The sequence below is a fragment of the Micromonospora sp. WMMD964 genome, assembly GCF_029581455.1.
In the GTDB taxonomy this organism is placed as follows: Bacteria; Actinomycetota; Actinomycetes; order Mycobacteriales; family Micromonosporaceae; genus Micromonospora.
In genome coordinates this window covers 2,954,106-2,975,427 of sequence record NZ_CP120860.1, presented here as the reverse complement: position 1 = coordinate 2,975,427, position 21,322 = coordinate 2,954,106, and the positions used below count along the sequence as shown (strand labels likewise).

At 70.3% G+C, this 21,322-nt stretch carries 19 protein-coding genes and 1 pseudogene; 10 read left to right on the top strand and 10 right to left on the bottom strand.

The window, feature by feature from the left end; genetic code table 11:
- Positions 1-34: 34 nt before the first annotated feature.
- The 3 genes from O7616_RS13885 to O7616_RS13875 all read right to left on the bottom strand — a co-directional run bounded on the left by O7616_RS13885 (position 35) and on the right by O7616_RS13875 (position 6,475).
- Positions 35-3,220, bottom strand: coding sequence for a penicillin acylase family protein (locus tag O7616_RS13885; protein ID WP_282307159.1), 3,186 nt, complete (start codon positions 3,218-3,220; stop codon positions 35-37).
- A gap of 892 nt (positions 3,221-4,112) precedes the next feature.
- Positions 4,113-5,327: a low temperature requirement protein A gene (locus tag O7616_RS13880; RefSeq protein WP_282307158.1), complete on the bottom strand. Its 1,215-nt coding sequence runs from the start codon at positions 5,325-5,327 to the stop codon at positions 4,113-4,115.
- 269 nt (positions 5,328-5,596) lie between these two features.
- A complete protein-coding gene (locus tag O7616_RS13875) occupies positions 5,597-6,475 on the bottom strand; it encodes an NAD(P)H-binding protein (protein ID WP_282307156.1) in 879 nt (292 codons plus the stop codon).
- A gap of 100 nt (positions 6,476-6,575) precedes the next feature.
- On the opposite strand from O7616_RS13875, the gene O7616_RS13870 reads away from it, so the two are divergent.
- The 3 genes and pseudogenes from O7616_RS13870 to O7616_RS13860 all read left to right on the top strand — a co-directional run.
- On the top strand, positions 6,576-7,433 hold the full coding sequence (locus O7616_RS13870) for a LysR family transcriptional regulator (RefSeq protein WP_282307155.1): 858 nt from the start codon (positions 6,576-6,578) through the stop codon (positions 7,431-7,433).
- A 76-nt stretch (positions 7,434-7,509) separates the two neighbouring features.
- Complete coding sequence (locus O7616_RS13865; protein ID WP_282307154.1) at positions 7,510-8,010, top strand: nucleotidyltransferase family protein; 501 nt, start codon at positions 7,510-7,512, stop codon at positions 8,008-8,010.
- Between the two features lie 152 nt (positions 8,011-8,162).
- Positions 8,163-8,336 (top strand): annotated as a pseudogene (locus O7616_RS13860) (DUF4291 domain-containing protein); the annotation flags it as partial.
- Here the strand turns inward: O7616_RS13860 and O7616_RS13855 are convergent.
- On the bottom strand, positions 8,314-8,706 hold the full coding sequence (locus O7616_RS13855) for a helix-turn-helix domain-containing protein (RefSeq protein WP_282261471.1): 393 nt from the start codon (positions 8,704-8,706) through the stop codon (positions 8,314-8,316). The pseudogene O7616_RS13860 and the gene O7616_RS13855 sit on opposite strands and share 23 nt — an antisense overlap.
- A gap of 108 nt (positions 8,707-8,814) precedes the next feature.
- On the opposite strand from O7616_RS13855, the gene O7616_RS13850 reads away from it, so the two are divergent.
- Both O7616_RS13850 and O7616_RS13845 read left to right on the top strand, forming a co-directional pair.
- Positions 8,815-9,654 (top strand): NAD(P)H-binding protein, encoded by an 840-nt coding sequence (locus O7616_RS13850; RefSeq protein WP_282307153.1) that lies wholly within the window; start codon positions 8,815-8,817, stop codon positions 9,652-9,654.
- Between the two features lie 206 nt (positions 9,655-9,860).
- Positions 9,861-10,094, top strand: coding sequence for a holin (locus tag O7616_RS13845; protein ID WP_088990712.1), 234 nt, complete (start codon positions 9,861-9,863; stop codon positions 10,092-10,094).
- 217 nt (positions 10,095-10,311) lie between these two features.
- Here the strand turns inward: O7616_RS13845 and O7616_RS13840 are convergent, their stop codons facing one another.
- Complete coding sequence (locus O7616_RS13840) at positions 10,312-10,809, bottom strand: Lrp/AsnC family transcriptional regulator (protein WP_282307152.1); 498 nt, start codon at positions 10,807-10,809, stop codon at positions 10,312-10,314.
- 83 nt (positions 10,810-10,892) lie between these two features.
- Here O7616_RS13840 and O7616_RS13835 point away from each other — a divergent pair, with 83 nt between their 5' ends.
- Together O7616_RS13835 and O7616_RS13830 are read left to right on the top strand one after the other, a co-directional pair.
- Positions 10,893-11,501 (top strand): hypothetical protein, encoded by a 609-nt coding sequence (locus O7616_RS13835; protein ID WP_282307151.1) that lies wholly within the window; start codon positions 10,893-10,895, stop codon positions 11,499-11,501.
- 274 nt (positions 11,502-11,775) lie between these two features.
- Positions 11,776-12,156, top strand: a complete 381-nt coding sequence (locus tag O7616_RS13830; protein ID WP_282307150.1) for a VOC family protein — start codon at positions 11,776-11,778, stop codon at positions 12,154-12,156.
- Positions 12,157-12,232: 76 nt separating this feature from the next.
- On the opposite strand, the gene O7616_RS13825 is transcribed toward O7616_RS13830, so the two are convergent.
- Positions 12,233-12,880: a TetR/AcrR family transcriptional regulator gene (locus O7616_RS13825; RefSeq protein ID WP_282307149.1), complete on the bottom strand. Its 648-nt coding sequence runs from the start codon at positions 12,878-12,880 to the stop codon at positions 12,233-12,235.
- Positions 12,881-12,930: 50 nt separating this feature from the next.
- Between O7616_RS13825 and O7616_RS13820 the strand changes: the two genes are divergently transcribed.
- Positions 12,931-13,860, top strand: coding sequence for an NADP-dependent oxidoreductase (locus tag O7616_RS13820; RefSeq protein WP_282307148.1), 930 nt, complete (start codon positions 12,931-12,933; stop codon positions 13,858-13,860).
- A 265-nt stretch (positions 13,861-14,125) separates the two neighbouring features.
- A complete protein-coding gene (locus O7616_RS13815; RefSeq protein WP_282307147.1) occupies positions 14,126-15,937 on the top strand; it encodes a BTAD domain-containing putative transcriptional regulator in 1,812 nt (603 codons plus the stop codon).
- A gap of 50 nt (positions 15,938-15,987) precedes the next feature.
- Here the strand turns inward: O7616_RS13815 and O7616_RS13810 are convergent, their stop codons facing one another.
- Positions 15,988-17,439, bottom strand: a complete 1,452-nt coding sequence (locus tag O7616_RS13810; RefSeq protein WP_282307146.1) for a VCBS repeat-containing protein — start codon at positions 17,437-17,439, stop codon at positions 15,988-15,990.
- A gap of 542 nt (positions 17,440-17,981) precedes the next feature.
- Between O7616_RS13810 and O7616_RS13805 the strand changes: the two genes are divergently transcribed.
- Positions 17,982-18,302 carry a hypothetical protein gene (locus O7616_RS13805; RefSeq protein ID WP_282307145.1) on the top strand — a complete coding sequence of 107 codons (321 nt, stop codon included), beginning with the start codon at positions 17,982-17,984 and terminating at the stop codon, positions 18,300-18,302.
- 178 nt (positions 18,303-18,480) lie between these two features.
- Here O7616_RS13805 and O7616_RS13800 read toward each other — a convergent pair whose 3' ends face one another.
- The 3 genes from O7616_RS13800 to O7616_RS13790 form a co-directional block, all read right to left on the bottom strand.
- Positions 18,481-18,981, bottom strand: a complete 501-nt coding sequence (locus O7616_RS13800) for a cupin domain-containing protein (protein ID WP_282307144.1) — start codon at positions 18,979-18,981, stop codon at positions 18,481-18,483.
- A 57-nt stretch (positions 18,982-19,038) separates the two neighbouring features.
- The gene (locus tag O7616_RS13795; protein ID WP_282307142.1) at positions 19,039-19,983 is read right to left on the bottom strand and encodes an NADP-dependent oxidoreductase; all 945 of its coding nucleotides are present in this window, start codon (positions 19,981-19,983) and stop codon (positions 19,039-19,041) included.
- Positions 19,984-20,047: 64 nt separating this feature from the next.
- Positions 20,048-20,902 carry a helix-turn-helix transcriptional regulator gene (locus O7616_RS13790; protein ID WP_282307141.1) on the bottom strand — a complete coding sequence of 285 codons (855 nt, stop codon included), beginning with the start codon at positions 20,900-20,902 and terminating at the stop codon, positions 20,048-20,050.
- Between the last annotated feature and the right edge of the window lie 420 nt (positions 20,903-21,322).

Genomic DNA, 21,322 nt, shown 5'->3' with positions numbered 1-21,322 from the left:
CGACGAGCGTTGCCCGGCGACCCTCCGGGTGCGCTCACCGTCCGTACAGCTCGAACTCGTACAGCGAGAACCCGTACGAGGTGGCCCGCTTGACTCCGTACACCCGCACGTAGCGGGCGGTGACCGGCGCGAAGGTGGCGTTGTCGACGCCACCGTTGCCGGTCGTGGTGCTGAACACCGGTGTCCAGGAGCTGCCGTCGCCGGAGACCTCGATGCGGTACGAGGTGCCGTAGGCCGCCTCCCAGCGCAACACCGCCCGACTGACGCTGCGGGCCGCGCCGAGGTCGACCCGGAGCCACTGGTTGTCGTTGTAGCTGCTGGCCCACCGGCTGCTCAGGCTGCCGTCGACCGCCTTGTCCGGGGTGTGCCCGGTCAGGAACTGGGTGCTCGACGCGGTGGCCGGGCGGCCCCGGGCCAGGTTGGTGACGTCGTCGCCCCGGCGCGCCGGGAACGAGACGACCTGCTGGTAGGTGGGGCGGTTCTGCCAGGCGATCACCGGGTGGGTGATGCCGCCGAGCCCGGAGTGGGCGATCGAGTCGGCGCACCACTGGTCACCGGCGGAGCAGGACTTGTCGCCCGGGTAGACGGTGGTGCGGGGCACCGCGGCGGCCTGTCCGAGCGTGTCGAGCAGGGCCTGTCGGCACGCGCCGAGGTTGCCGTTGCCGCAGTACGAGCGGCCCAGGCCGCCGGCCACCGGGTCGCCGAGCACGGTGCGCAGGTCCTTGTCGACGTAGCCCCACCAGCCGTGCTGGAACGACGAGCCCTTGTGCGCCTGACCCTGCAACGCCCAGTTCGCGGTGCCGTCGCGCCCGCCGTTCTGGCCGCCCGACGGCGCCTCGTTCACCTGCATGGCGTCGACCAGCGCGGCGTAGAGGTCCGGCCCGAGGCCGGGGCGGAACTGCGCGGAGGCCAGCAGCGGCCACCAGGCGTCGAAGATCCGGATGGCGTCGGCGTGCTGGTAGACCTTGGAACCGGGGGACGTCTCCACCCGGCGGGCGCCGGCCTGCTGCCAGGCCCGCAGCTTGCCCACCGCGTCGGCCAGCGCCGGGTCGGTGACCGGCGTGCTGTCCAGCACCCGCAGCAGGTCGCCGAGGACCTGCTGGCCACGCAGGTCGGTCACCGCCGCATCCGCCACGATCTTGACGACGTCGGCGCGGCCGAGCTTGCGCTGGGCGATCGCGGCGCGCACCGGCCCGTCGAGAAGCTGACCCCGGTGTACGGAGCCGAAGCTGAAGTTGCCGTCGGCCGCCCCGAAGTCCCGCGCCTGCTTGTTGTTCCAGCTGACGTAGTAGTCCTGGTCGACCGACTGCGGATGCGCCGACGACGGCGTGTACGTGGCGTCGTTGGTGTCCGGGTTCCAGCCGACCCACTCGTACGCGGGTTCGGCCTTGGTGGGCAGGTTCGGGTCGGCGGTGGCCGGGCGGACCGGGTTCGAGCCGGAGTTGTAGTACGCCGCCTCGGTCGAGTTGACGTAGAACCAGTTGAACGCGTAACCGACGTCGGCCGCGGACGCCTGGAAGGCCGCCGCGCTGCCCATCGCCGACGGGTCGTTGTACGCCTGGAAGCCGATCGCCGAGTCGGCCTCGTGCCGGTAGGTGGAGCGCAGTTTGGTGAACGCGGTCGGCTGCCCGTTCACCAGGCCCCGATAGGCGACCAGCCCGTACTTGGTGCGCAGCGCGCGCAGCGTGTACGACCCGGCCGGGGTGGAGTCGGCGAGCGTCGGCGACCAGGAGTTGCGCTGCTCCAGCGCCTCCATGGCGAGGCACTGCCCGTGGTAGAGGTAGCTGTTGGTGCGCAACGTCGGGGCGCTGCCGTCGGTGGTGCACAGCGGCACCGCGTACGTGTCGGTGAGGTCCTGCGAGGCGGAGGTGGCGCTCCACGCGTAGTCCTGGCCGCGCCCGAGCAGCACGTAGAGGTTCAGCCCGGCGAAGGCGGCGCCACGCGCGCTGATGCCCGGGCCCTGCAACTCCTGGAGCATCAGCAACTGCGGCGCGAAGTAGCCGGTCTGCGGCCCGAACACGGCGACCGGATTGCCGGTGGTGGTGTGTTGCCCGGAGACCACCACCGCGTTGGACATGCCGTGCGCGCGCAGGTTGGCCAGGCCACCGACCAGTTCCTCGGTGGCGGTGCTGGCACCGGTGCGGGCGGCGGCGCCACCGGCCTGGTCGTAGGCGAGCGGTTCGGCGACCACCGTTCCGGCGTCGGGGAGCACCGCGCTGGTCGCGCCCGGCGGAGTCGCCCCGTACGGGAAGCTCTGCCCGTCGTGCAGGGTGAGCACGGTCTCCGGGTCGTTCTGCGACCGGAACGCCGCCCACACCCGGTCGCCCTCGGTGGCGCCGTACTTGGCTCGGGCGGCGACCCGGACCAGCGCGGACTGCATCTCGCTGCCGCCGCCCCCGCCGAAGAGGCCGCCGATCACACCGGCGGTGGCGATGAGGTCGGTCATGGTGAAGTGCTTCGGCTTGCCCGCCCCGGCGAGCACGTACTCACCCGGGTAGTTGTCCTCGGCGATCGACTTGTCGATGTAGGCGTTGATGCCGGCGATGTAGTCGACCACGTCGGTGTAGAGCTGCCGGCCCCGGGCGCCCTTGGTGCGCAGCGCGTCCACCTGGGCCTGGAGGTCCGCCTCGGTGTACGGCGAGTTGGCCCAGACGCTCTGCTCCAGCTCCCGGTTGCCGGGCGCTCCACCGGCGAACGAGCTGACGTTGCCGCGACCGACGTGCCGCAGCAGGTCCATCACCCAGAGCCGGTCCTGGGCTCCGGCGTAGCCGGCGCCGAACATGGTGCCGGCGCGGGTGGTGCCGGTGATGTGCGGGACGCCGGTGGCCTTGTCCCGCACGATGGTGACGTCCGCGCGTGGCGAGACGGTGCTCTCGACCTGCGCGGCCGGTACGCCGAACGAGGCGTCGTTGTAGAAGTGGGCGATCTGCTCGTCGGTCAGCCCGGCGTAGTTGTAGACCAGGTTCGCGTACTCGTCGAGTTGGTCGCTGGAGTGCGCCGGGCGGGTGCCGAGGGCCTGGTGCGCCAGGATGGCGACGAGCGTGGCGTTGCCGTTCTGCCCGGGGGGCAGGATGTCGGCGCACTGACCGACGCAGTAGTCGTCGGCGGCGAACGTGGTGGCGGCCGGCGCGGGTGACGGCGGGATGACCGTCAGGACGCTCGCGGTCACTGTGGCGGCGGTGAACGCCGCGAGCCGGTTACGGAGAGCGGTACGGGGCATGGCGATCCTCCGGGGACGCGGAGTCGGGCCGTTCGGTCTCGCCCGGCTACGGTGCCGACGTCTCGCCCTCCGCGCCCGGGCGTTCCACCCGGAGGTGAGAATGACTCATATCGATCTCGGGCAATGATCGGCGCAGAACCGCCGCCCGGGATACCCGTCGTTCACCACGCGCCAATGCCGACGTTTCGCCGCCTTTCGCTCACCATCGCCTCGGCGCCGCGCCGAAACGGATGGTCTCGCCGACCCGTTCCGGCCTACCGTGCAAGAGGTTCGCCGCACCCACGAGAGGACTCACCCCGCATGCCGCCCGCTCTCTAGACCTGACACGTCCCCCGCGCACGGGTCGCCGACGTCGCCGTCGGCTCCTTCTCCGTGCCTTCCGTCAGGTTCTTGGAGAGATCATGTCTACGCGTCCTCATGTCGCACTGCCCTGGCCCGTCGCGCGTACGCGGCCTCCCCTGCTCGCCCTCGGCTGCGTCCACTGCGCCGGCGGCATCGGTGGCCGGACGTTCCGCGTCATCGCCGTCGGCGAACCCGTCCACGTCCGCCTCCCGGCACCGCACGTCCGCCCGACCCACTCCGGCGGTTCCTCGGGCCGTTGGCCTTCGCTCCGGCGAAAGGCACGCTGGCCCCACCCGGGGCTGCATCAGGCGGCGGTCCGGACGCGGTCGCTGATGACGCGAGAAGGACCGTTCCGCTACCGGCGACGGAGATGATCGCCCGGGAGCGTACTCGGGATCGATGCCGACGCTGGTGATGACCGCGACGTGCTCGCGGGCAGCGCGGCGGGCCCGCTCGACGGCGGCCGGTCGAACCCGGTGACCGTGCCGCCTCGGCGGGCCCGGGTTCGCTGCCGGCTGCGGACCGGTGTGGTCGACGCCGCGGGTACGCCTCAGCGGGGCGGAGACGCCTGCTCCAGGGGGCGTCCGTGAGCTCGGATCGTGTCCGAGACGGCGACGCCGAGCAGGACGGTGACAGCCGCGGCGGCGACCCACACCGGCGGCAGGCCCACCATCACCGGCGCCATCGCCGCGAGGACCAGGATCCCGACCGGCCGTGGCCAGGACACCCGGGCGAAGGCCACGTACTCGAAGACGGAGCGCCCGGCGAGGTAGAGCGCGGGCCCGCCGAGGATCGCCCCGACCCAGGCGCGTTCGGCGTCACCGAGTGGATCTATGAGGACGAGTTCGGAGCCGGCCGAGGTGGCGAGGATGCCGGCCACCATGAGCAGATGCGAGAACTCGGCCAACCGGCCGAGCCGGCCCGGTTCGGCGGACGCCGCGACGGCCTCCCCCAGGATCTGGCCGGCTCGGTAGAAGTAGATTCGCCACAGCATCACCGTGGTGAGGAACGACAGGGTGAGAGCCACTATTCGTTCGGTCACGATCGGACCGCGGAGAAGACTCGACCCGGAGGTCAGGATCGTCTCGCCGAGCGCGACGATGACGAGCTGCCAGTACCGATCGGCCAGGTGCTCACCCGCGACGGCCCACGGGGACACCCGCGAGCGACCCAGCCCGGGCACCGGCCAGCCGAGTCTGCCGCCCAGGTAGTCGATCGCCAGAGCCAGCGTCCAGAGCGAATTACGCGTCAGCTCGGGCGCGAAGGCGCCGGCGAGCCACGGCACGGCAGACGCGCCGAACCACACGAGCGCCAGCAGGTAGACGCGGCGAAGCTCGTGACCCCGCACGATGGCCACGAGGAAGAGGCTGCGGCCCACCTGTATCGCGACGTACGTGCTCGCGAAGAGCAGGCCGGTCTCGGCGAGAGCCCCCGAAATCGCGACCGCCAGGAGCAGGCTCCCGAACATGGTCGACAGGACGACGAACTGAACCGGGGGCCGGAACGGATCGAATCTGCTGGTCATCCATGCCGTCTGGGTCCAGATCCACCAGACTGCCAGCAACAGCAGCAGGGTCTCGCCGTTCTCCGCGAGCGAGGTGGTCAACCTCTGCGCGACGTCGTCCCTGGTGTAGTCCAACACCAACTCGTGCACGACCCGGGTGAGCGCGAAGACGAACACGAGATCGAAGAACAGTTCCAGAAAAGTCGGCTGCTGCGGACTCTCGCGCCTGCGCAGCGGATTGACCACTCTGTTCGTCGCCACTGCTCCGCCCGCTTCGTCGCCTTGTCGCTGAAGCAGTCGTACCACGTCGCCGCGCCGCGCACGGACAAGACGGACACTTGAGGACGCAGGCTCTCGACTCCCCGAGTGGTGGAACGGGTGCGGGGCGGACTTCGTCCGGTCGTCGTCGGCGTTGACCACGACGCCGCCACCGGTTGCCTGCGCACGCGCCGTGATCGACGTACTGACACGACGACCGGCCGTGGCATCGCTCACCGCGACGCCGCGGCCGGCCTGGCCGGGGCCGCCTGTCAGGCGTCGGCAGCGGGCTTCAGCACGTCGAGGCACCACTGGCGGAAGGTGGTCGGCGTGCTCCACTCGGAGGTGCGGGTCACTCCGTTGTCCAGGCCCTCGTTCTTGGCCACGGCCATGTCGAGCAGGCCCTGCGCGATGGCCTCGGAGCGGCCGGCCCGCAGCATGTCCTCCCGGTATGCCTCCCCGGGGATCTGCTGGTAGCGGACGGGACGGCCGAGCACGTCGGCGATGACGGCGGCCATCTCGTTCTGGGTGAGGTCCTCCGGGCCGAGGACAGGCACCTCCTCGAAGCCGGTCCACGTGTCGTCGCGCAGCAGGCGGGCGGCCACCGCGGCGATGTCAGTGGCGGCGACGGTGGGCGCGGACAGCTCCGGCGCCGTGGTGCCGTACAGGACGCCCTGCTGGATGATCGGGGTGAGCTGCCACAGCACGTTGTCCATGAAGGACGGCATGGTCAGAGCCCGGTACGGCACGCCGGTCGCGGCGATCAGGTCGTCCATCGCGAGCGTCGCGGTGACATGCCCGGCCCGGCCGGCCATCGGCGTGCCACGACCCAGCGCCGAGATGCCGACCACCCGCGGGACGGCGGCCAGCGCGTCGAGCAACGGTCGGGTGAAGCCGGAGTACGCCTCGTCCAGGCTCGTCGACCGCGGGTCGGCCAGCACCAGCCAGAAGACGGCGGAGGCACCGGCGAACGCCTCGGCCACGACGGCCGGATCACCGTGCGAACCCCGGACGACCTCGACCCGCTCGACGACGCCCGGTGCCAGCCGCGCCGGGTCACGGGCCACCACCCGCACCGGCGCGCCGGCTTCGAGCAGATCCTGGACCAGACGGCCGCCGATGTTGCCGGTCGGAGCGGTTACCACAATCATGGCTTTCATCCCTGTTCGTGGGGAAACTGACGTACCCAGTCAACGCGGATCCGCTGCGAAGCGGAAAGACCATCTCCCTCTGGATTGATACCGTGGCGATATGAGTGATCTGGAGACGCGGCAGCTCCGCTACTTCGTGGCGGTCGCCGAGGAGCGGCACTTCGGCCGGGCCGCCGACCGGCTCGGGATGGCCCAGCCGCCGCTGTCGCGCGCCATCCGCAACCTGGAACGGCAGCTCGGGGTGCAGCTTCTGATCCGCACCACGCGGCAGGTGGCGTTGACCCCGGCCGGCGAGACCCTGCTGGCCGACGCCAGGGTGGCGCTGGACGCGATCGGCGCCGCCCAGCGCCGGGCCCGCCGGGCCGGCCAGGAGACACCGGCCCTGCGGCTGGCACTCAAGGCCGACTACGACGGCGGGCTGCTGCCGCTGATCCTGGAGGCGTACGACGTCATGCCTGTCGAACTGCTGCTCGGTGCGCGCGGCGAGCAGGTGCCGGCGCTGCGCGACGGACGTGCCGACGTGGCGCTCATCCCGGCGTTCGAAGACGAAGACGGGCTGGACAGCGAGCTGTTGCTGACCGGGCCGAGCGTGGTGGCGCTGCCGGCCGCCGACCCGCTGGCCGCGCGGACGACCGTCCGACTTGCCGATCTGACCGGCCGACGGCTCCCGGACGGGTCACCGGCCGAGGAGGCCCGCATGGTGGGCACCCGGCGACCGCTGGACCTCGCGCAGATCTTCAACCTGGTCGAGGTGGGCACCGCCGTATGGTTCCTGCCGGATTGGGTGGCTCGGCGGTACTCACGGCCCGGCACCGCCTTCCGGCCCGTACCGGAACTCGATCCGGTGACGCTGAAGGTGGCCTGGCCGGCCGAGTCACGCTCGCCCGCGGTGGCGGCCTTCGTGCGCGTGGCCCGCCAGGTCGCCGAAGCACCCGAGAAGCAGCTGCTGCGCGGCTGAGGCGTGCGTCGAAGGGACGAAGATGGTCACGAGTGCGCAGGACGTCACGGGCGTGATCGAGTCCGACCCGCAAGCGATGAGAGTCCTTCGGGCTGCCGCCGACCTGGGGCTACCGGACTGGTGGATCGGCGCCGGCTTCGTACGCAACCGCGTCTGGGACGCGATCAGCGGCCGCCCCGTCTCGCCGGAGCGCGACGTGGATGTCGCCTACTTCGACCCGGAGAGGCTGGACCCCCGCGAGGACAGCCGTGCCGAAGCCCGAGCCACAGCGGCCCTGCCCGAGGTGCCGTGGGAGATTCGTAACCAGGCGCGAATGCATCTGCGCAACGGCGACGAGCCCTACACCTCCACCCTGGACGCCATATCCCGCTGGCCGGAGACGGCGACGTGTGTCGCGGTGACCCTCCGGGGCGACTCCGTCCGCCTGGTGTCCTGCCACGGCCTGACCGACCTGGTGGGGATGGTCGTCCGTCCCTCGCCGGCCTTCGACGACGCAGCGGGGCGCGCAACGGTACGGCACCGCGTGCAGGCCAAAGGATGGCTCGACCGGTGGGCCGGGCTGCGGCTGGAAATCTAGAGCTCCTGCAGCCACAGACTCTTTCGGCGTGGGGCCGCCTAGGCGGAATCCCGGTTGAGCGGTCGAGTCCCCGATCGGTGACGATCGAGCCGGGTCCGTACCCACCCGTCAGGTCCGCGGCCGATACTCGGCCGACACCATCACCGTCTACGGTGTCCGTCACGGACATCACCCCCACCGTGCACCGCGTCCGGGACCTTCTGCGTAGCGGCGACGAACAGCAGGCGGCGGCTCACCTGCCTGCCGAACACGCCTACCCGCTGCCAGCCCCGATTGTCGCCGGCATCAACGCCAGCCCGGATGTCACCGGGACACTGCCTCCGTGATCAGGTTCCGGTGCCCGGCGTCGTAGGCGCGCCGCGCTCGTTCCACCTCTCCGAGGCTGGCGTCGGCCCAGGTGGCCAGGTGCGCGAAGAGTGGGCCGAGGCTGGCACCCAACTCGGTGATCTCGTACTCCACTCGAGGGGGCACCTCGGCGTGGTAGGTGCGGGTCACAAGGCCGTCGCGCTCGAGTTGGCGGAGCCGCTGCGTGAGCACCTTGGGCGTGATGCTGGTCAGCCGGCGTTCCAGCTCCACGAAGCGCTGCCGACCGTATTCGTGCAGGGCCCACAGGATCGGTGTGGTCCACCGGCTGAACACGATGTCGACGACCGGCGCGACCGGGCACGCCAGCTCAGGATCCGCCGATTGCTGCACGTGCCCTCCGTCACACACCCATTACTATCTTCTAGGTACCTACTATGTCGACGCTACTAGCGTTCCCGGCAGCCGCGCAAACGACGCGGCCGGACTGGAGACGCAAACATGTTTGTCGTGGTAGGAGCCACCGGAAACGTCGGCAGTACCCTCTCGTCGACTCTCGCAGCCTCGGGTTCCGCTGTGACGGCGGTATCGCGGGGACGACGCCCGATCGACCTGCCAGACGGGATTCGTCACCACCGCGCGGACCTCGAACGGCCGGACAGCCTGCGGCCCGCGCTCGCCGGCGCTGAGGCGCTGTACCTGCTCGTGGAGGGCGCCGGGGCCCATCTCGACATGCGCGAGATCCTGCGGGTCGCCGCAGCCGGTGGCGTGAAGCGCATCGTGCTGCAGTCCTCGCAGGCGGTCGTCACACGGCCGGACTCGCCGTCACACGCACCGCTGCGCGCCATCGAGGACCTCGTCCGCCGATCCAACCTCGGCTGGACGATCCTGCGCCCGGGCGGTTTCGCCTCCAACGCCCTCGCCTGGGCGGAACCGGTCCGGAGAGAACGGATGGTGGCCGCACCGTTCGGGGACGTCGGTCTGCCCGTGGTCGACCCGGCCGACATCGCCGAGGTGGCGGCCGCCGCCCTGCTCGACCACTCGCACGACGGCCGCACCTACGAACTGACCGGCCCGGCCCTGAGCACGCCGCGCGAACGGGTCGCCGACCTCGCCGCCGCGCTCGGTGAGCCGATCGGCTTCGTGGACCAGACGCCCGACGAAGCCCGCGAACAGATGCTGCGGTTCATGCCGCCCCCGGTTGTCGAGGGCACGCTGGCGATCCTCGGTGCGCCGACCGAACCCGAACAGCGGATCAGCCCCGACGTCGCAGAGGTCCTGGGTCGATCACCACGCCCCTTCGCCGCCTGGGCGACGCGCAACATCGACGCGTTCCGCTGACGCGCCGCGCCGCACTGTCGGAACGACACCTCTGCCTGATGGCCCGACCGCCCGCCACGGCGTCGACGATCCACTGCTCGGGCAGCCGTTGCGCCCGGACTGCCACGACCACGATCACCCGGACAGCGCGGCAAACACTAACCGGCCCTGACCAGGCATTCTTGAGATATGGACCGTCCGATGAACCTACCCCTGGAGGTACCGAGATGTTCACCACGAAGTTCTGGAAGGCCACCGCCGAGCGGGCGGTGAAGAGCGCCGCGCAGGGTCTGCTCCTCTACTGGGGCGCCGACGTCGTGTTCAACGCGTGGCAGGCGGACTGGGCAGCGGCCGGGGGCATCGCCTCCGGTGCGGCGGTGCTGTCGGTGCTCACCTCACTGGTGAGTGCGAAGGTGTCCGGGGAGGGCGACTCGCCCAGCCTCGTCGGTGCCGAGCAGTAGTTTCGCGATGCTGCGAACAGATGCGCCCCCGCTGACTCCGGCCGGCGGGGGCGAGCGCGACTGGCGGACCGGGGTGACCCCGCTTGTCCCCGCGCGCGACAGTCACACCCGCCTCCACACTCGCGACTACGCCGGGCCCGGACACTCGCATGGCGGCGGCTGACTCAGCCGGCGCCCTGCGCCCTGTGCCGCGAGCGGCGGCCCGTCAGTCAGTGCTTCACTGCCGGCCACGGGACCGGGTGCGCGTCGTACCCGTGCCCCGGCCGACCGGCAGAGGCCGGTCCTCGACGATCCGCTTCATCACGATCGTCGACGTGAGCCGCTGCACCCCTGGCAGCGCCGCGAGCTTCTCGTCACGCAGCGCCGCAAATCCGGCGAGGTCCTTCGTGGCTACGCGGAGCAGGTAGTCCGGATCCCCGAACAGCCGCTCTGCGTGCCGTACCTCCGGGACCTCCACCAGTGCGGTCTCGAACTCACGAATCGTCGTCGAATCCTCGCGCTCCATCGTCACGTTGACGAGGACCTCGAAGCCGAGGCCAACGGCGGCGGGGTCCACCACCGCGCGATACCCCGTGATCACCTTGATCCGCTCCAGCTCGCGCAGCCGGCGGTGACACGGTCCCGCGCTGAGCCGGACGCGGTCGGCCAGTTCGGTAACTGTCAACCGGCCCGCGACCTGCAGCTCGGCAAGGATCTGTCGATCGATGTCGTCCATGCGAACGATCCTTTCACTGGACCACCGGTGACCGCGAGAGATTGACAGAAGGTGACGACCCAGTCGGCATAATCTCGCAAGGCATGGAGCTCATCGATGCCTTACCGATCGCTGCGGGGGTCTTCGGCGTACCGCAGTTCCTGCCCCAACTGCTCGGCGTATGGCGAACCCGCAACGTGGCCGGTGTCTCGTGGTCCTGGGCAGCTATGACCAGCGTCAACAACGGCGCGTGGACCGCGTACTTCGCGCTCAACGGCATGTGGATCGCGCTGGTACCGTCGATTTCCGCGACCGTGCTCGCCGGTGTCCTCGCCGTGCAACTGGTCCCGGGTGGCGTTGGGCGCCGCCCAGTCGCGATCGTGACAGGCTGGACCGGCCTGCTCGCCGTGGCCTGGGCGGTGACTGGCACGGCCGGGCTCGGTACGGCGCTGACCCTGTCGTTCGTGCTTCAGGTGACGCCATCGGTATGGACCGCGTACCGAACCCATCGACCCACCGGCATCTCCCGCGGAACCTGGCTGCTCACCCTCGGCGAGCTGGGCTGCTGGGGCGGTTACGGACTGGCCGAGTCAGACCCGCGGCTGACCGTGCTCGGTTGCACCGGAGTGATCGCCAGCCTGCTTATGCTGGCCCGCACCCGCGTGCACCGCGAGCCACGCACCGTCAGGCAAGCCATCGTGGAGCAAGGCTGACGATGCAACGCCACGATCACGACGGCGAGCAGCGTCCGGTAGGGGCGTTCCGCGGTCGGCGCCGCGACATGGACATGCACGCCGACCTGGTTCGGCGCGTCTCGCTGACTTCCTGCCGGCTGACGACCCGCCAGGGCTCAGCCCGACGGGCACCCTCGTCCAGGCCCGCTACCCTCGCGCGATATGGTCGCGGGCTTGTTGTCGCTGCCGGGAGCCCCTGAGATCCGCGTGCGGGCCGCCCCGGCTGTTCCCATACTGAGAGCAGGTTTCGTCAATGGCATGCCGCATCGGTGAGCTCGTGCTCAAGTGCCACGACCCCGAGGTGCTGGCGCGATTCTGGCGCGAGGTCCTGGGCTTCGTAGAGCTTGATCGCGAAGAGGGCGTCTACATCGAGATCGGTCCGCGCGAAGGGTTCGGCGGCCCGCAGCCGACGCTCTTCCTCATCCGCGACGACGAGCCGAAGAACGGGCATGCCCGGCTGCACATCGACGTCAACCCCACCGACCGCGATCAGGACGCCGAGCTTGAGCGCCTCCTCGCCGCCGGGGCCGAACTCGTCGACATCGGCCAGCCTGCGGACGCGTCCTGGCACGTTCTCGCCGATCCGGAAGGCAACGAGTTCTGCCTGCTCAAGCGCCGCATCGACCCACTCTGACGGCCCGGTGAAATCACCGCCAGGTACGTGAGCGGTGCGATCTCCGGCAGGTGGTCTCCGAGAGCGAGATGAGGGCCTAGCCCACCTGGCGGCGCCCGGATACCGATGCCGGGGGCGCCAACCGCACCACGGGTGGGAGCGGCGTGACATCCGGGGAGGCTTGGAATGCCGAGATGGCGAGTGCGGCGAAGCGCCGGGAGGCGGTGACCTGGGTAGTCGGTGAGGTCGCGTGGATACCGCTGTTGGCCATGAGCACGAGGAGGACGTCGTCCAGGACGAAGTCGGGGCGCAGGCGGCCCGTTTCCTTGGCGCGGCGGGCCAGTTCGTCGATCGCTTTGAGCGCGTATTCACGGCGTGCCTCGAAATCAACCGCATTGGGAAAGGCCGAGACGAGAGCTGCGGTGAAACCTCGATCACGTGCGTGCAATTCACACATTTTCTCGATCACGAGACAGAAACCGTGCCATGGATCCAGATCGGCAAGGCCCTCGTCGACGACGGCGTGACACGCGTTCATCTGCTCCGCGAATGCCTCGGTGACCAGTATCTCCTTGGTCGGAAATCGGCGGTACAGGGTGGCAGGCGCAACCCCGGCGCGCCGGGCGACCTCCCGCATGGGCACATCCAGACCGTCCACGGCGAAGACCGCACGGGCGGCCTCGAGGATGCGCTCACGGTTGTTCAGGGCGTCGGAGCGGAGAGTGTGAGGCAAACGATCGGTCACGGCTCTCACTTTAGCCAGGCGGACGGCGGCGTGCGTTAGCGTCCGTCTGCATGAGGGCTTTGCAATTCTCCAAGTACGGTCCCGCGAGTGTTCTTGAGGTTTCGGAAGCACCGGAACCGCATGCCGGACCCGGCCGGATACGGGTGGTGGTTCGGGCCTCGGGTGTCAATCCGGCCGACACATACGTCCGCGCCGGCCAATTCAAGGAGTGGATTCCGCTCCGCCTGCCGCACGTGCCCGGTGTCGATGCCGCCGGCGTGGTGGATGAGGTCGGTGACGGGGTGACCACCGCTCGGGTGGGCGATGAGGTCTTCGGGATAACGGACTACGCCCAGATGGGCGGAGCGAACGCCGAATACGCCGTCTTGGCCGCCTGGGCACCGAAGCCGGCCGCCCTGACCTGGGAGCAGGCCGGCGGCGCGGCGGGCAACATCGAAACGGCCACCCGAGTACTCGACCGGCTGGGCGTCAAGGACGGCACTACGCTGTTGATCGAGGGCGCGGCCGGTGGAGTCGGGACGACCGCGATCCAGCTCGCGGTCGCTCGCGGCGCGGCAGTCATCGGCACGGCCAGCGAGCGCAACCATGAGTTCCTCGCCTCGATCGGGGCGATCCCGACCACCTACGGCCCCCGACTGGCCGAGCGGGTCCACACTCTGCTGCCCAGCGGGGTGGATGTCGCACTCGACTGTGCCGGCTCTGGTTCTCTGCCCGACCTGGTCGGCCTGGTCGCGAGCCCGGACAGGGTGGTGAGCATCGCCGACATAAACGCAACGGCCTACGGCGTGCACCTGTCCCGCGGCTCTGGCCCCGGCGCGGACACACCGGCTCTCGAAGGAATCGCTGCCGCCGGCGAACTCGCCCAGCGGAGTCGTTTCACAGTGCCGGTCGCTGCCGTGTTCTCTCTGGAAGAGGCGAAGGCCGCCCATGAGTTGAGTGAGTCCCGCCACGCGCGGGGCAAGATCGTGCTGAAGCCGTAGGGCGCTCGCCCGGACGTCTGTCCACCTGACCCGCCCCGCGCCCGCCCGGGCGGCATCCGCGCCGCAGGCGAGAGCGACGTGACAGTAGACCGAGTGTGCAGGTGTCTACACTGTCCGCCGGGACGATCCTCCTCGATGTGATCGCCCCCGCTCGACCGCATCCTGGGTCTCCCGACCACGTCGGCCGAGTGCTGGTCACGGGAGAAACTGCGGGCGCGGGGGCGATGCCGTGGAACTTCGACTATTGGACGAATTTCAGATCAGGGTGGCGGGTCGACAGATCGACCTGGGACCACCGAAACAACGGAGAGTGCTCGCCGCGCTGGCCGTCAACGCCAACCAGTGTGTGCCGGTCGAGATGCTCGTCGACCGGGTGTGGGAGGACGGTCCGCCAGGGGACGCCCGCGGGGTTCTCTACAGTTACCTCACTCGCCTGCGGCGGCTGCTCGCCGTCGCGGGCGCGGCGGCGAGCGTGCCGATCACCGTCGGCCGGCGCAGCGGCGGCTACCTGCTGGAACTACCGGCACAACACGTCGACTTCCACCGGTTTCTTGATCAGGTAGGGCGTGCGCGAGCCATGGAGACGGCTGATCCCGAACGGGCGCGGTTGCTCGGGATGGCCATAGAGCTGTGGCGCGGCGAGCCACTCGCCGGGATGCCGGGTGACTGGGCCGCCCGGTTCCGGCAGGGTCTGCACCGCCAGCTGGTGAGCGTCCTGGTCGAGTGGGCCGATGGTGAGCTACGGCAGGGCCGGACCGCCCAGGTCGCTGACCGGCTCAGTCGCGCACTGGAACGCGAACCGCTCAGTGAGCCGATCGTGCTGCACCTGATGCACGCGCTGCGGCTCACCGGCCGGCGGGCGGAGGCACTGGACCAATTCGCCCGTACCCGCATGCTCCTGAGCGAGGAGCTGGGGGTGGAGCCGAGCGCGGAGCTGCGTGATCTGCACCGTGAGCTGCTGCACGACGAGGAGTGCACGCCAGTTCCGGGTCGCACTGCCACACCGTTCCGGCCAGGCTGCCAGCTTCCTGCGGACCTGCCGGACCATACCGGGCGGAAGGCCGAGACGGCAGCCGCGCTGGCGGCGCTGTCCGGACCGCCGAAGCCGGACGGCTGCCGACCGCCGCTGGTCATCTCCGGCCCTGGCGGAGTCGGCAAGACGGTGCTGGCCATCCGGCTCGGCCACCTGCTCGCGGACAGCTACCCCGACGGCCAGATTCTCGTCGGGACACCTGGTGCGGGGCTCGATGCGGTCCTCAACCAGGCTCTTCGAGCGCTCGGAGTCGGCGATGTCGACCGGTTGCGGACAACGGCGGAGAAGCTCGGTCAGTACCGGTCCGCGTTGAGCGGCCGGCGGGTGCTGGTGGTGCTCGACTCCGCGATCGGGGCCGAGGAGGTGCGGTCGTTGATTCCCGGGTCGCCCGGCAGCGCGCTGATCGCCTCCAGCCGGGCGCGGCTGACCACCATCCCTGGTGCCGTCCATCTCGAGCTGGGCGTGCTCAGCCCCGAGCAGTCGATGACTCTGCTGCGTCGGCTGGTCGGCTCGGACCGGTTGGCCGCCGAGCCCAGGGCCGCCGCCGACCTGGTGCGGGTATGCGCGGGTCTACCCCTCGCGCTGCGGATCGTCGGCGCGCGGCTCAACGCTCGCCCGCACCGGCCGCTGGCCTGGTTCGCCGAGCGCCTCCGACACGAGCAGAGGCGCCTCGACGAGTTGACGGTTGGAGGGTTGGCGGTGCGGCTCAACGTCGAGACCGGTTACCGCACGCTCGGCCCTGCGGCGCAACGGTTGTTCCGCCTCCTCGGCCTCCAGGGCTTGCCCCGGATCGGTTGCCGCCCCGCCGCCGTCCTCCTGCGCCGTCCGTTGGACGAGGCGGAGGAGCTGCTGGAGCAGCTGGCGGACGCACGGCTCGTCGAGGCGGTGACCGGCCCGGGCTACCAGGGCGTCTCCTACCGGATGAACGACCTGGTCCGGCTGTACGCGTACGAATGTGCGACGCAGGAGGAGGGCGTCGGCGCGCTGCCGCAGGCCCTGCCCCGAGTCGTGATCCCCGATCAGCTTGCCGGCGGGCTCAGGTAGAACAGGCCGGGCCCGTCGACGACGGGCCCGGCCTGCTGTGCGATGTCAGGTCAGCTGATCCGGTCGAAACCGCCCCAGCCCACTCCCACCCGGGCCGGGGGCGAGAGAACCCGGTTGGTGGTGAACGAGCCCGTGCCGGGATACATCCAGAGGGTGGCGTCGCTGGACTTGCGACTCACGACGTCCGACTTGCCATCCTGGTTGAAGTCACCGGCGGTCAGCGCGTTCATGCTGTTCCAACCGATGCCGATCGGAATGGCCGGCTCGACCACGCGGTCGGTGGTGAACGACCCGGTGCCCGGGTACAGCCAGAGCACCCCGTCGGTTGCCCGGCCGACGATGTCGGACTTGCCGTCCTGGTTGAAGTCGCCGCTGGTGAACACGTCGAAGCCGCCCCAGCCCACGCCGACGCGGATCGAGGACCCCAGGACGGCGTCGGTCACGAGCGCCCCCGTGCCGGGGTAGAGCACCATGCTGTCGTCCGCAGCCCGGCGGGCGACGATGTCCGACTTGCCGTCCTGGTTGAAGTCGCCGCTGAAGATCGCATCGAACTGGTTCCAACCGATGCCCACGCGTACGGGTGGGTAGTTCAGCACCCGGTCGGTGGTGAACGATCCGGTGCCGGAGTACACCCAGAGGGTGCCGTCGGCGGCCTTCCGCGCGATGACGTCTGACCTACCGTCATTGTTGTAGTCACCGCTGGCGAGGCGGTCGTACTGTCCCCAGCCGGTGCCCACCCTGATGGGCGACCCGAGGATCCGGTCGGTCGTGAACGATCCGGTGCCGGGGTAGAGGAACATCTCGCCGGTGCTGCCGTTCCGGGCGAGGATGTCGTCCTTGTTGTCACCGTTGAAGTCACCGGAGACGCCTCCGGTCGGGGGTGCCGGCGGGGGCGTGGGCGCGGTCAGACCACTGCGGCGAATCGGCCGGAAGCTCTGCAGGTCCGTCCACGTGTTCTTGCCCAGGTTGTCCATGTTGCTCTTCCGGTACGGGTTCTGCACCGTCTCGCCCGTCTGATTGAACGAGTAGACGTACGCACCCTTGGTGTGGTCGCTGTTGCTGACCCAGAACGCGAAGAGTTCCATGTGACCGTCCCGGACCATGGCGTCACCAGGCTGGAACTCGTTGATGCTGCCCAGGGTGAACCACATCGCGTTGCCGTCGCGAAGGAAGTCGTCGGTGTTGTAGTCCCAACCATCCGACTTCTTGTTCAGGTGCCAGACCATGGAGACCAGCCCGGAGCAGTCTCTGCGGTACCTGTGAGAACCTTCCTCGTCGGACGCCGCGACGCTCTGGTCCTGGGTGTACGTGATGCCCCGGTCGACCCAGTTCTGCGCCCGGTCCAGGATCTCGTCCCGGGTGATCGGGCCGTTGATGCTGGACGCCTGTACCGGTGCGGCGACGACGGTCAGCGCGCCCGCCCCCGCCACCAGCATCGCGACGGCGCTGGCGACCAGGCGGGCCACTCCTCGTGGCCCGGACCGCCTGTTGGACGATCTCATGTGGTTCTCCTCCCCGTGAGCACCCTGGAACTGGGCGCGGTCGTAGCCGCCGCAGTCGTGACTCACGTCAGGTGACGTGCGTCGATCCAACGCCTACGGCAGGCGCTCGTCTGGATCGGCGGCGACCCGAGCACAGTGGCAGTCCCGGATGGTCGAGAGGCTGGAAGATCGTCAAGGTTTGTTCCAGGTTTCGCTTCGATCTGCCGTCTACCTTCGGGCCGAACGACGGCCGACCCGACCGAGCTTGTCGGCGATGATCACCAGGAGCGGACATGGGAATGCGAAGAGTCGCTTGGACGATGGCCGTCGCCGTGACGACGCTGGCGGTCAGCACCGGCTGCGGCAGCGATGCGGACCGGACCACCATCTCGCCGCCCACGACCGCGTCGGAGAAGACAGGTGCGCCACCGACGACGCCGACGGCCCCCACGCCGAACGCCACGTCTGCCCCGATCCCGTCCGGGTCGCTGTCGGCCGGCCAGCCGGCACCAGCTGAGACCAGGCAAGGTGCGGATCCCGTACCAAATCCGCCGGTCCGCCCGGTGACCACCGGACCCGCCGCAGTGGTGACTGCCGACGCCTCATGCGCGGTCTCGACCCTCACCGCCGCGGCAGGGGACTCCCTGGACGACGAGGAGCCCGGGCTGAGCTTGGCCAGGGTTGCCGTACTGGGCTGCCGGAACGGCTACGCGCGGGTGGTCGTCACGCCGGCCGGCAACCGCGTCCTCGCCGAACCCCAACTCTTCCTCCGGCAGGTGACCGGGGCCTGGCGGTTCGTGGGCCGCGCCCATGCGGGACTCGACTGCGGTGACACCGGCCTGCCGCCCGCAATCGCCACCGCCTGCTCCGCGCTCACCACCTGACCGCCACCTGACCGCTGGAGACGACGGCGATCTCGCAGCGGTGTCCAGCCCGCCGGTCGGATGAGCAGGCGTGCCGGAGGGCCCGGCGAATGGACCGGGCCCTCCGAGCCGGAAGCTGCTGCCGAGGGCAGGGAGTCAGCCATTGACCCCCGCGCACTTCCAGGTGCCGGCCCGGAACTCAGAGGAATTCGCTGCGGTACGTCGAGGCCAGTTCCGCCGCGCGGCGGCGGCGTTCCACCAGTTCGTCCGGTGTCAGCTGCGGCGGCGGCGCGTCCCCGCCCGCGACGACGTCACCGATCCTCATGAAGTACTCGTCCTGCCCGGCCGGGGTGCACATGCAGAGCATCCGGGCCGGTGCTCCCGAGACGTTGCGGAAGTGGTGCGGCGCGTTGGCCGGGATGTTGATCGTGGAGCCAGCCCGTACGGTGTGCTGCTCACCCCGGAAGGTGAACTCGATCTCGCCCTCCAGGATCGTGAACATCTCCTCGAAGTCGTGCCGGTGCGGCGGCGGCCCGCCGCCGTCGGGGACACGCATGTCGATCAGGCAGTACCTACCGTTGGTCTGCTCGCCGGTGATCAACATGCCGTAGGTATTGCCCACCAACGAGATGTACGTCGTACCGGGGTCGTCGGGGTCGGCCACGGTCAGCGAGCGGGACGGGTCGTCGTCGGGGATCATCCTGGTTTCTCCTTCGAAGTTTCGTCGCGTACGTGAGGTCCTCGTTCCGGAAGTGGTTCAGGCCGTGGGCGCGAGGACGACGGTCTTGCCCGGCAACTCACCCTCGGCGGCCCGCGCGTGCAGGGCCGGCAGATCGGCCAGCGGCACCCGCTGGCCGACCTCGACGCGCAGCTCACCGGTGCCGACGCGGGCGACCAGGTCGGCGAGCTGGTCGGCGTCGCTGCGCACGAACAGGTCGATGCCGCGTACGCCGCGCCCCTCGTCGGACGGGGCGGGCATCCAGACGGTGGTGTTGACCAGGGTGCCCCCGTCCCGGATCAGGGTGACCAGCGCAGCCAACTGCTCCGGGGTGACCGGCGCGAGGTTGAGGACCAGGTCGACCGGCTCGGTCACCGCTGCGGTCACGTCGGTGGTGGTGTGGTCGATCACCTCGTCCGCGCCAGCGGTCCTGACCCGGTCGGCGCTGCGGGGGCTGGCCGTGGCGATCACTCGGGCGCCGACCTCCTTGGCCAGCTGCACGGCGTACCCGCCGACCGCTCCGCCGGCGCCGTTGATCAGCACACGCTGACCGGCGGTCAGCTTGCCGTGGTCGAACAGCGCCTGCCACGCGGTCAGGCCCACCAGCGGGAGCGCCGCCGCGTCGGCCAACGGGATGTTCCCGGGTGCCCCGGTCAGGATCTCCGCCGGCGCGATCACATACTCCGCGGACGCTCCGACCCCCGTCATCGGCAGGAAGCCCACGACCCGGTCGCCGACCGCGACGTCGTCCACGCCATCACCCAGCGCGTCGACCGTGCCGGCGACGTCGAGGCCGGGAGTGTGCGGCAGCTCGACCGGGATCGGTCCCTGCATGAAACCGGCCCGGATGTTGCCGTCGACACCGTTGAACGAGGTCGCGGCGACCCGGATCCGGACCTGACCGGCACCAGGGGTGGGCCGGTCGACATCCTCGAAGCGCAGGACCTCGGGACCGCCGAACTCGTGAAAACGCACTGCCTTCATTGCTGAACCTGCTTCCGTTGGGCGTCGCTGGGGACGTCACCCAATCTGGCAGGAGCCGGCGTGGTTAACCTGGGCCGGCTTGGCCCACCCTGAGGATGGTCGGTTCGCCGGCAGCGTCGACGATCTCGGCGAGACGCGCCGCATCGGCCGAGCCGGGCGCCGCGGTGAGCATCAGCGCTGCCAGATCGTCGCCCGGGATGGCGAGCATGCTGCCGACCAGCGTGACCGCGCCGGCGTCCGGATGGATGAACGCGGCACTGCTCTCGTGGGCCGCCACCGGTCGTGGCACCCGCCACAGGTCGTCGAACCGGCGGCTCCGACTCCGCAGCTCGTCCACCAGCGCGGCGAGCGACGCGTCGGCGGGGTAGCGCAACTGCGCGCTCCTCAGCCGGGCGACCAGGACCGCCTCATGATCGGTCGCGTCGGCCGCGGACTGCTTGAAGCCGTCGAAGGGATCGCAGAACGACCGCCAGGCGATGTTCCACTCCCACGGGTCCCCGGTGAGTTCCCAGTGCCCGAGGGCCAGGAAGGCTCCGTTCACGGCGACCAGGTTCATCGCCGCGTCGGAGACGAACATCGGAGTGTCGGTGAACCGCTCGAGCAGCCGCATCGCACCCGGACCGACCTCGGTCGGCACCTGCCCGTCCGCAGCGGCGTACCCGGCCAGCGCGCAGAGCCGCTCGTACTCGGCCCGCCCGGTTCGTAAGGCGCGGGCGATCGCGTTCACCACCCCGGCGGACGGATGGCTGCGCCCCTGCTCCAACCGGCGTACGTAGTCCGCGGACATCCCGGCCAGCTCGCCGAGCTCCTCCCGCCGCAACCCTCGCGTCCGTCGACGGCCGACCGGCAGGCCGACCTTCTCCGGGGCAGTGCCCTCCCGCAACTGGCGCACGGCGGCACCGAACTCGTGACGTTCCACGGCCCAAGTGTCCCTGAAGAGGTAGTCAGCGCGGGTGGCGGCGGTCACGGCGGGCAGTGCCAGCCGGCGGACGCTGTCGCCCGGTCAGCCGGGCACAGCGTCGGTGAGCACTCCGGGCGCGGTGACCACTTCGCCGACCTGCACCCAATCTGCTCCCAGTTGTAGAGCCGGGGCACCTGACCGGCTCCCCGAGCCAGGGCTCACGCGGCTGCTGCGGCCCGGCTGAGACGGGCCGTCCCGCAGGTCGTTCGTCAGAGATCGTGGCCCGCCTGCCGGAGCGCCACTGGCTGACGCCGACGCCCGGTCGGCGCCCCTCCGGCTCGGTCGCTCGCGCCCCGCTCCCACGGCCCGGTCGTCAACCGGACGTGCTCAGGAATGCCGCGCCCTATCAGCGGCGTGTGCGGATGTCGCAGTCCGCCA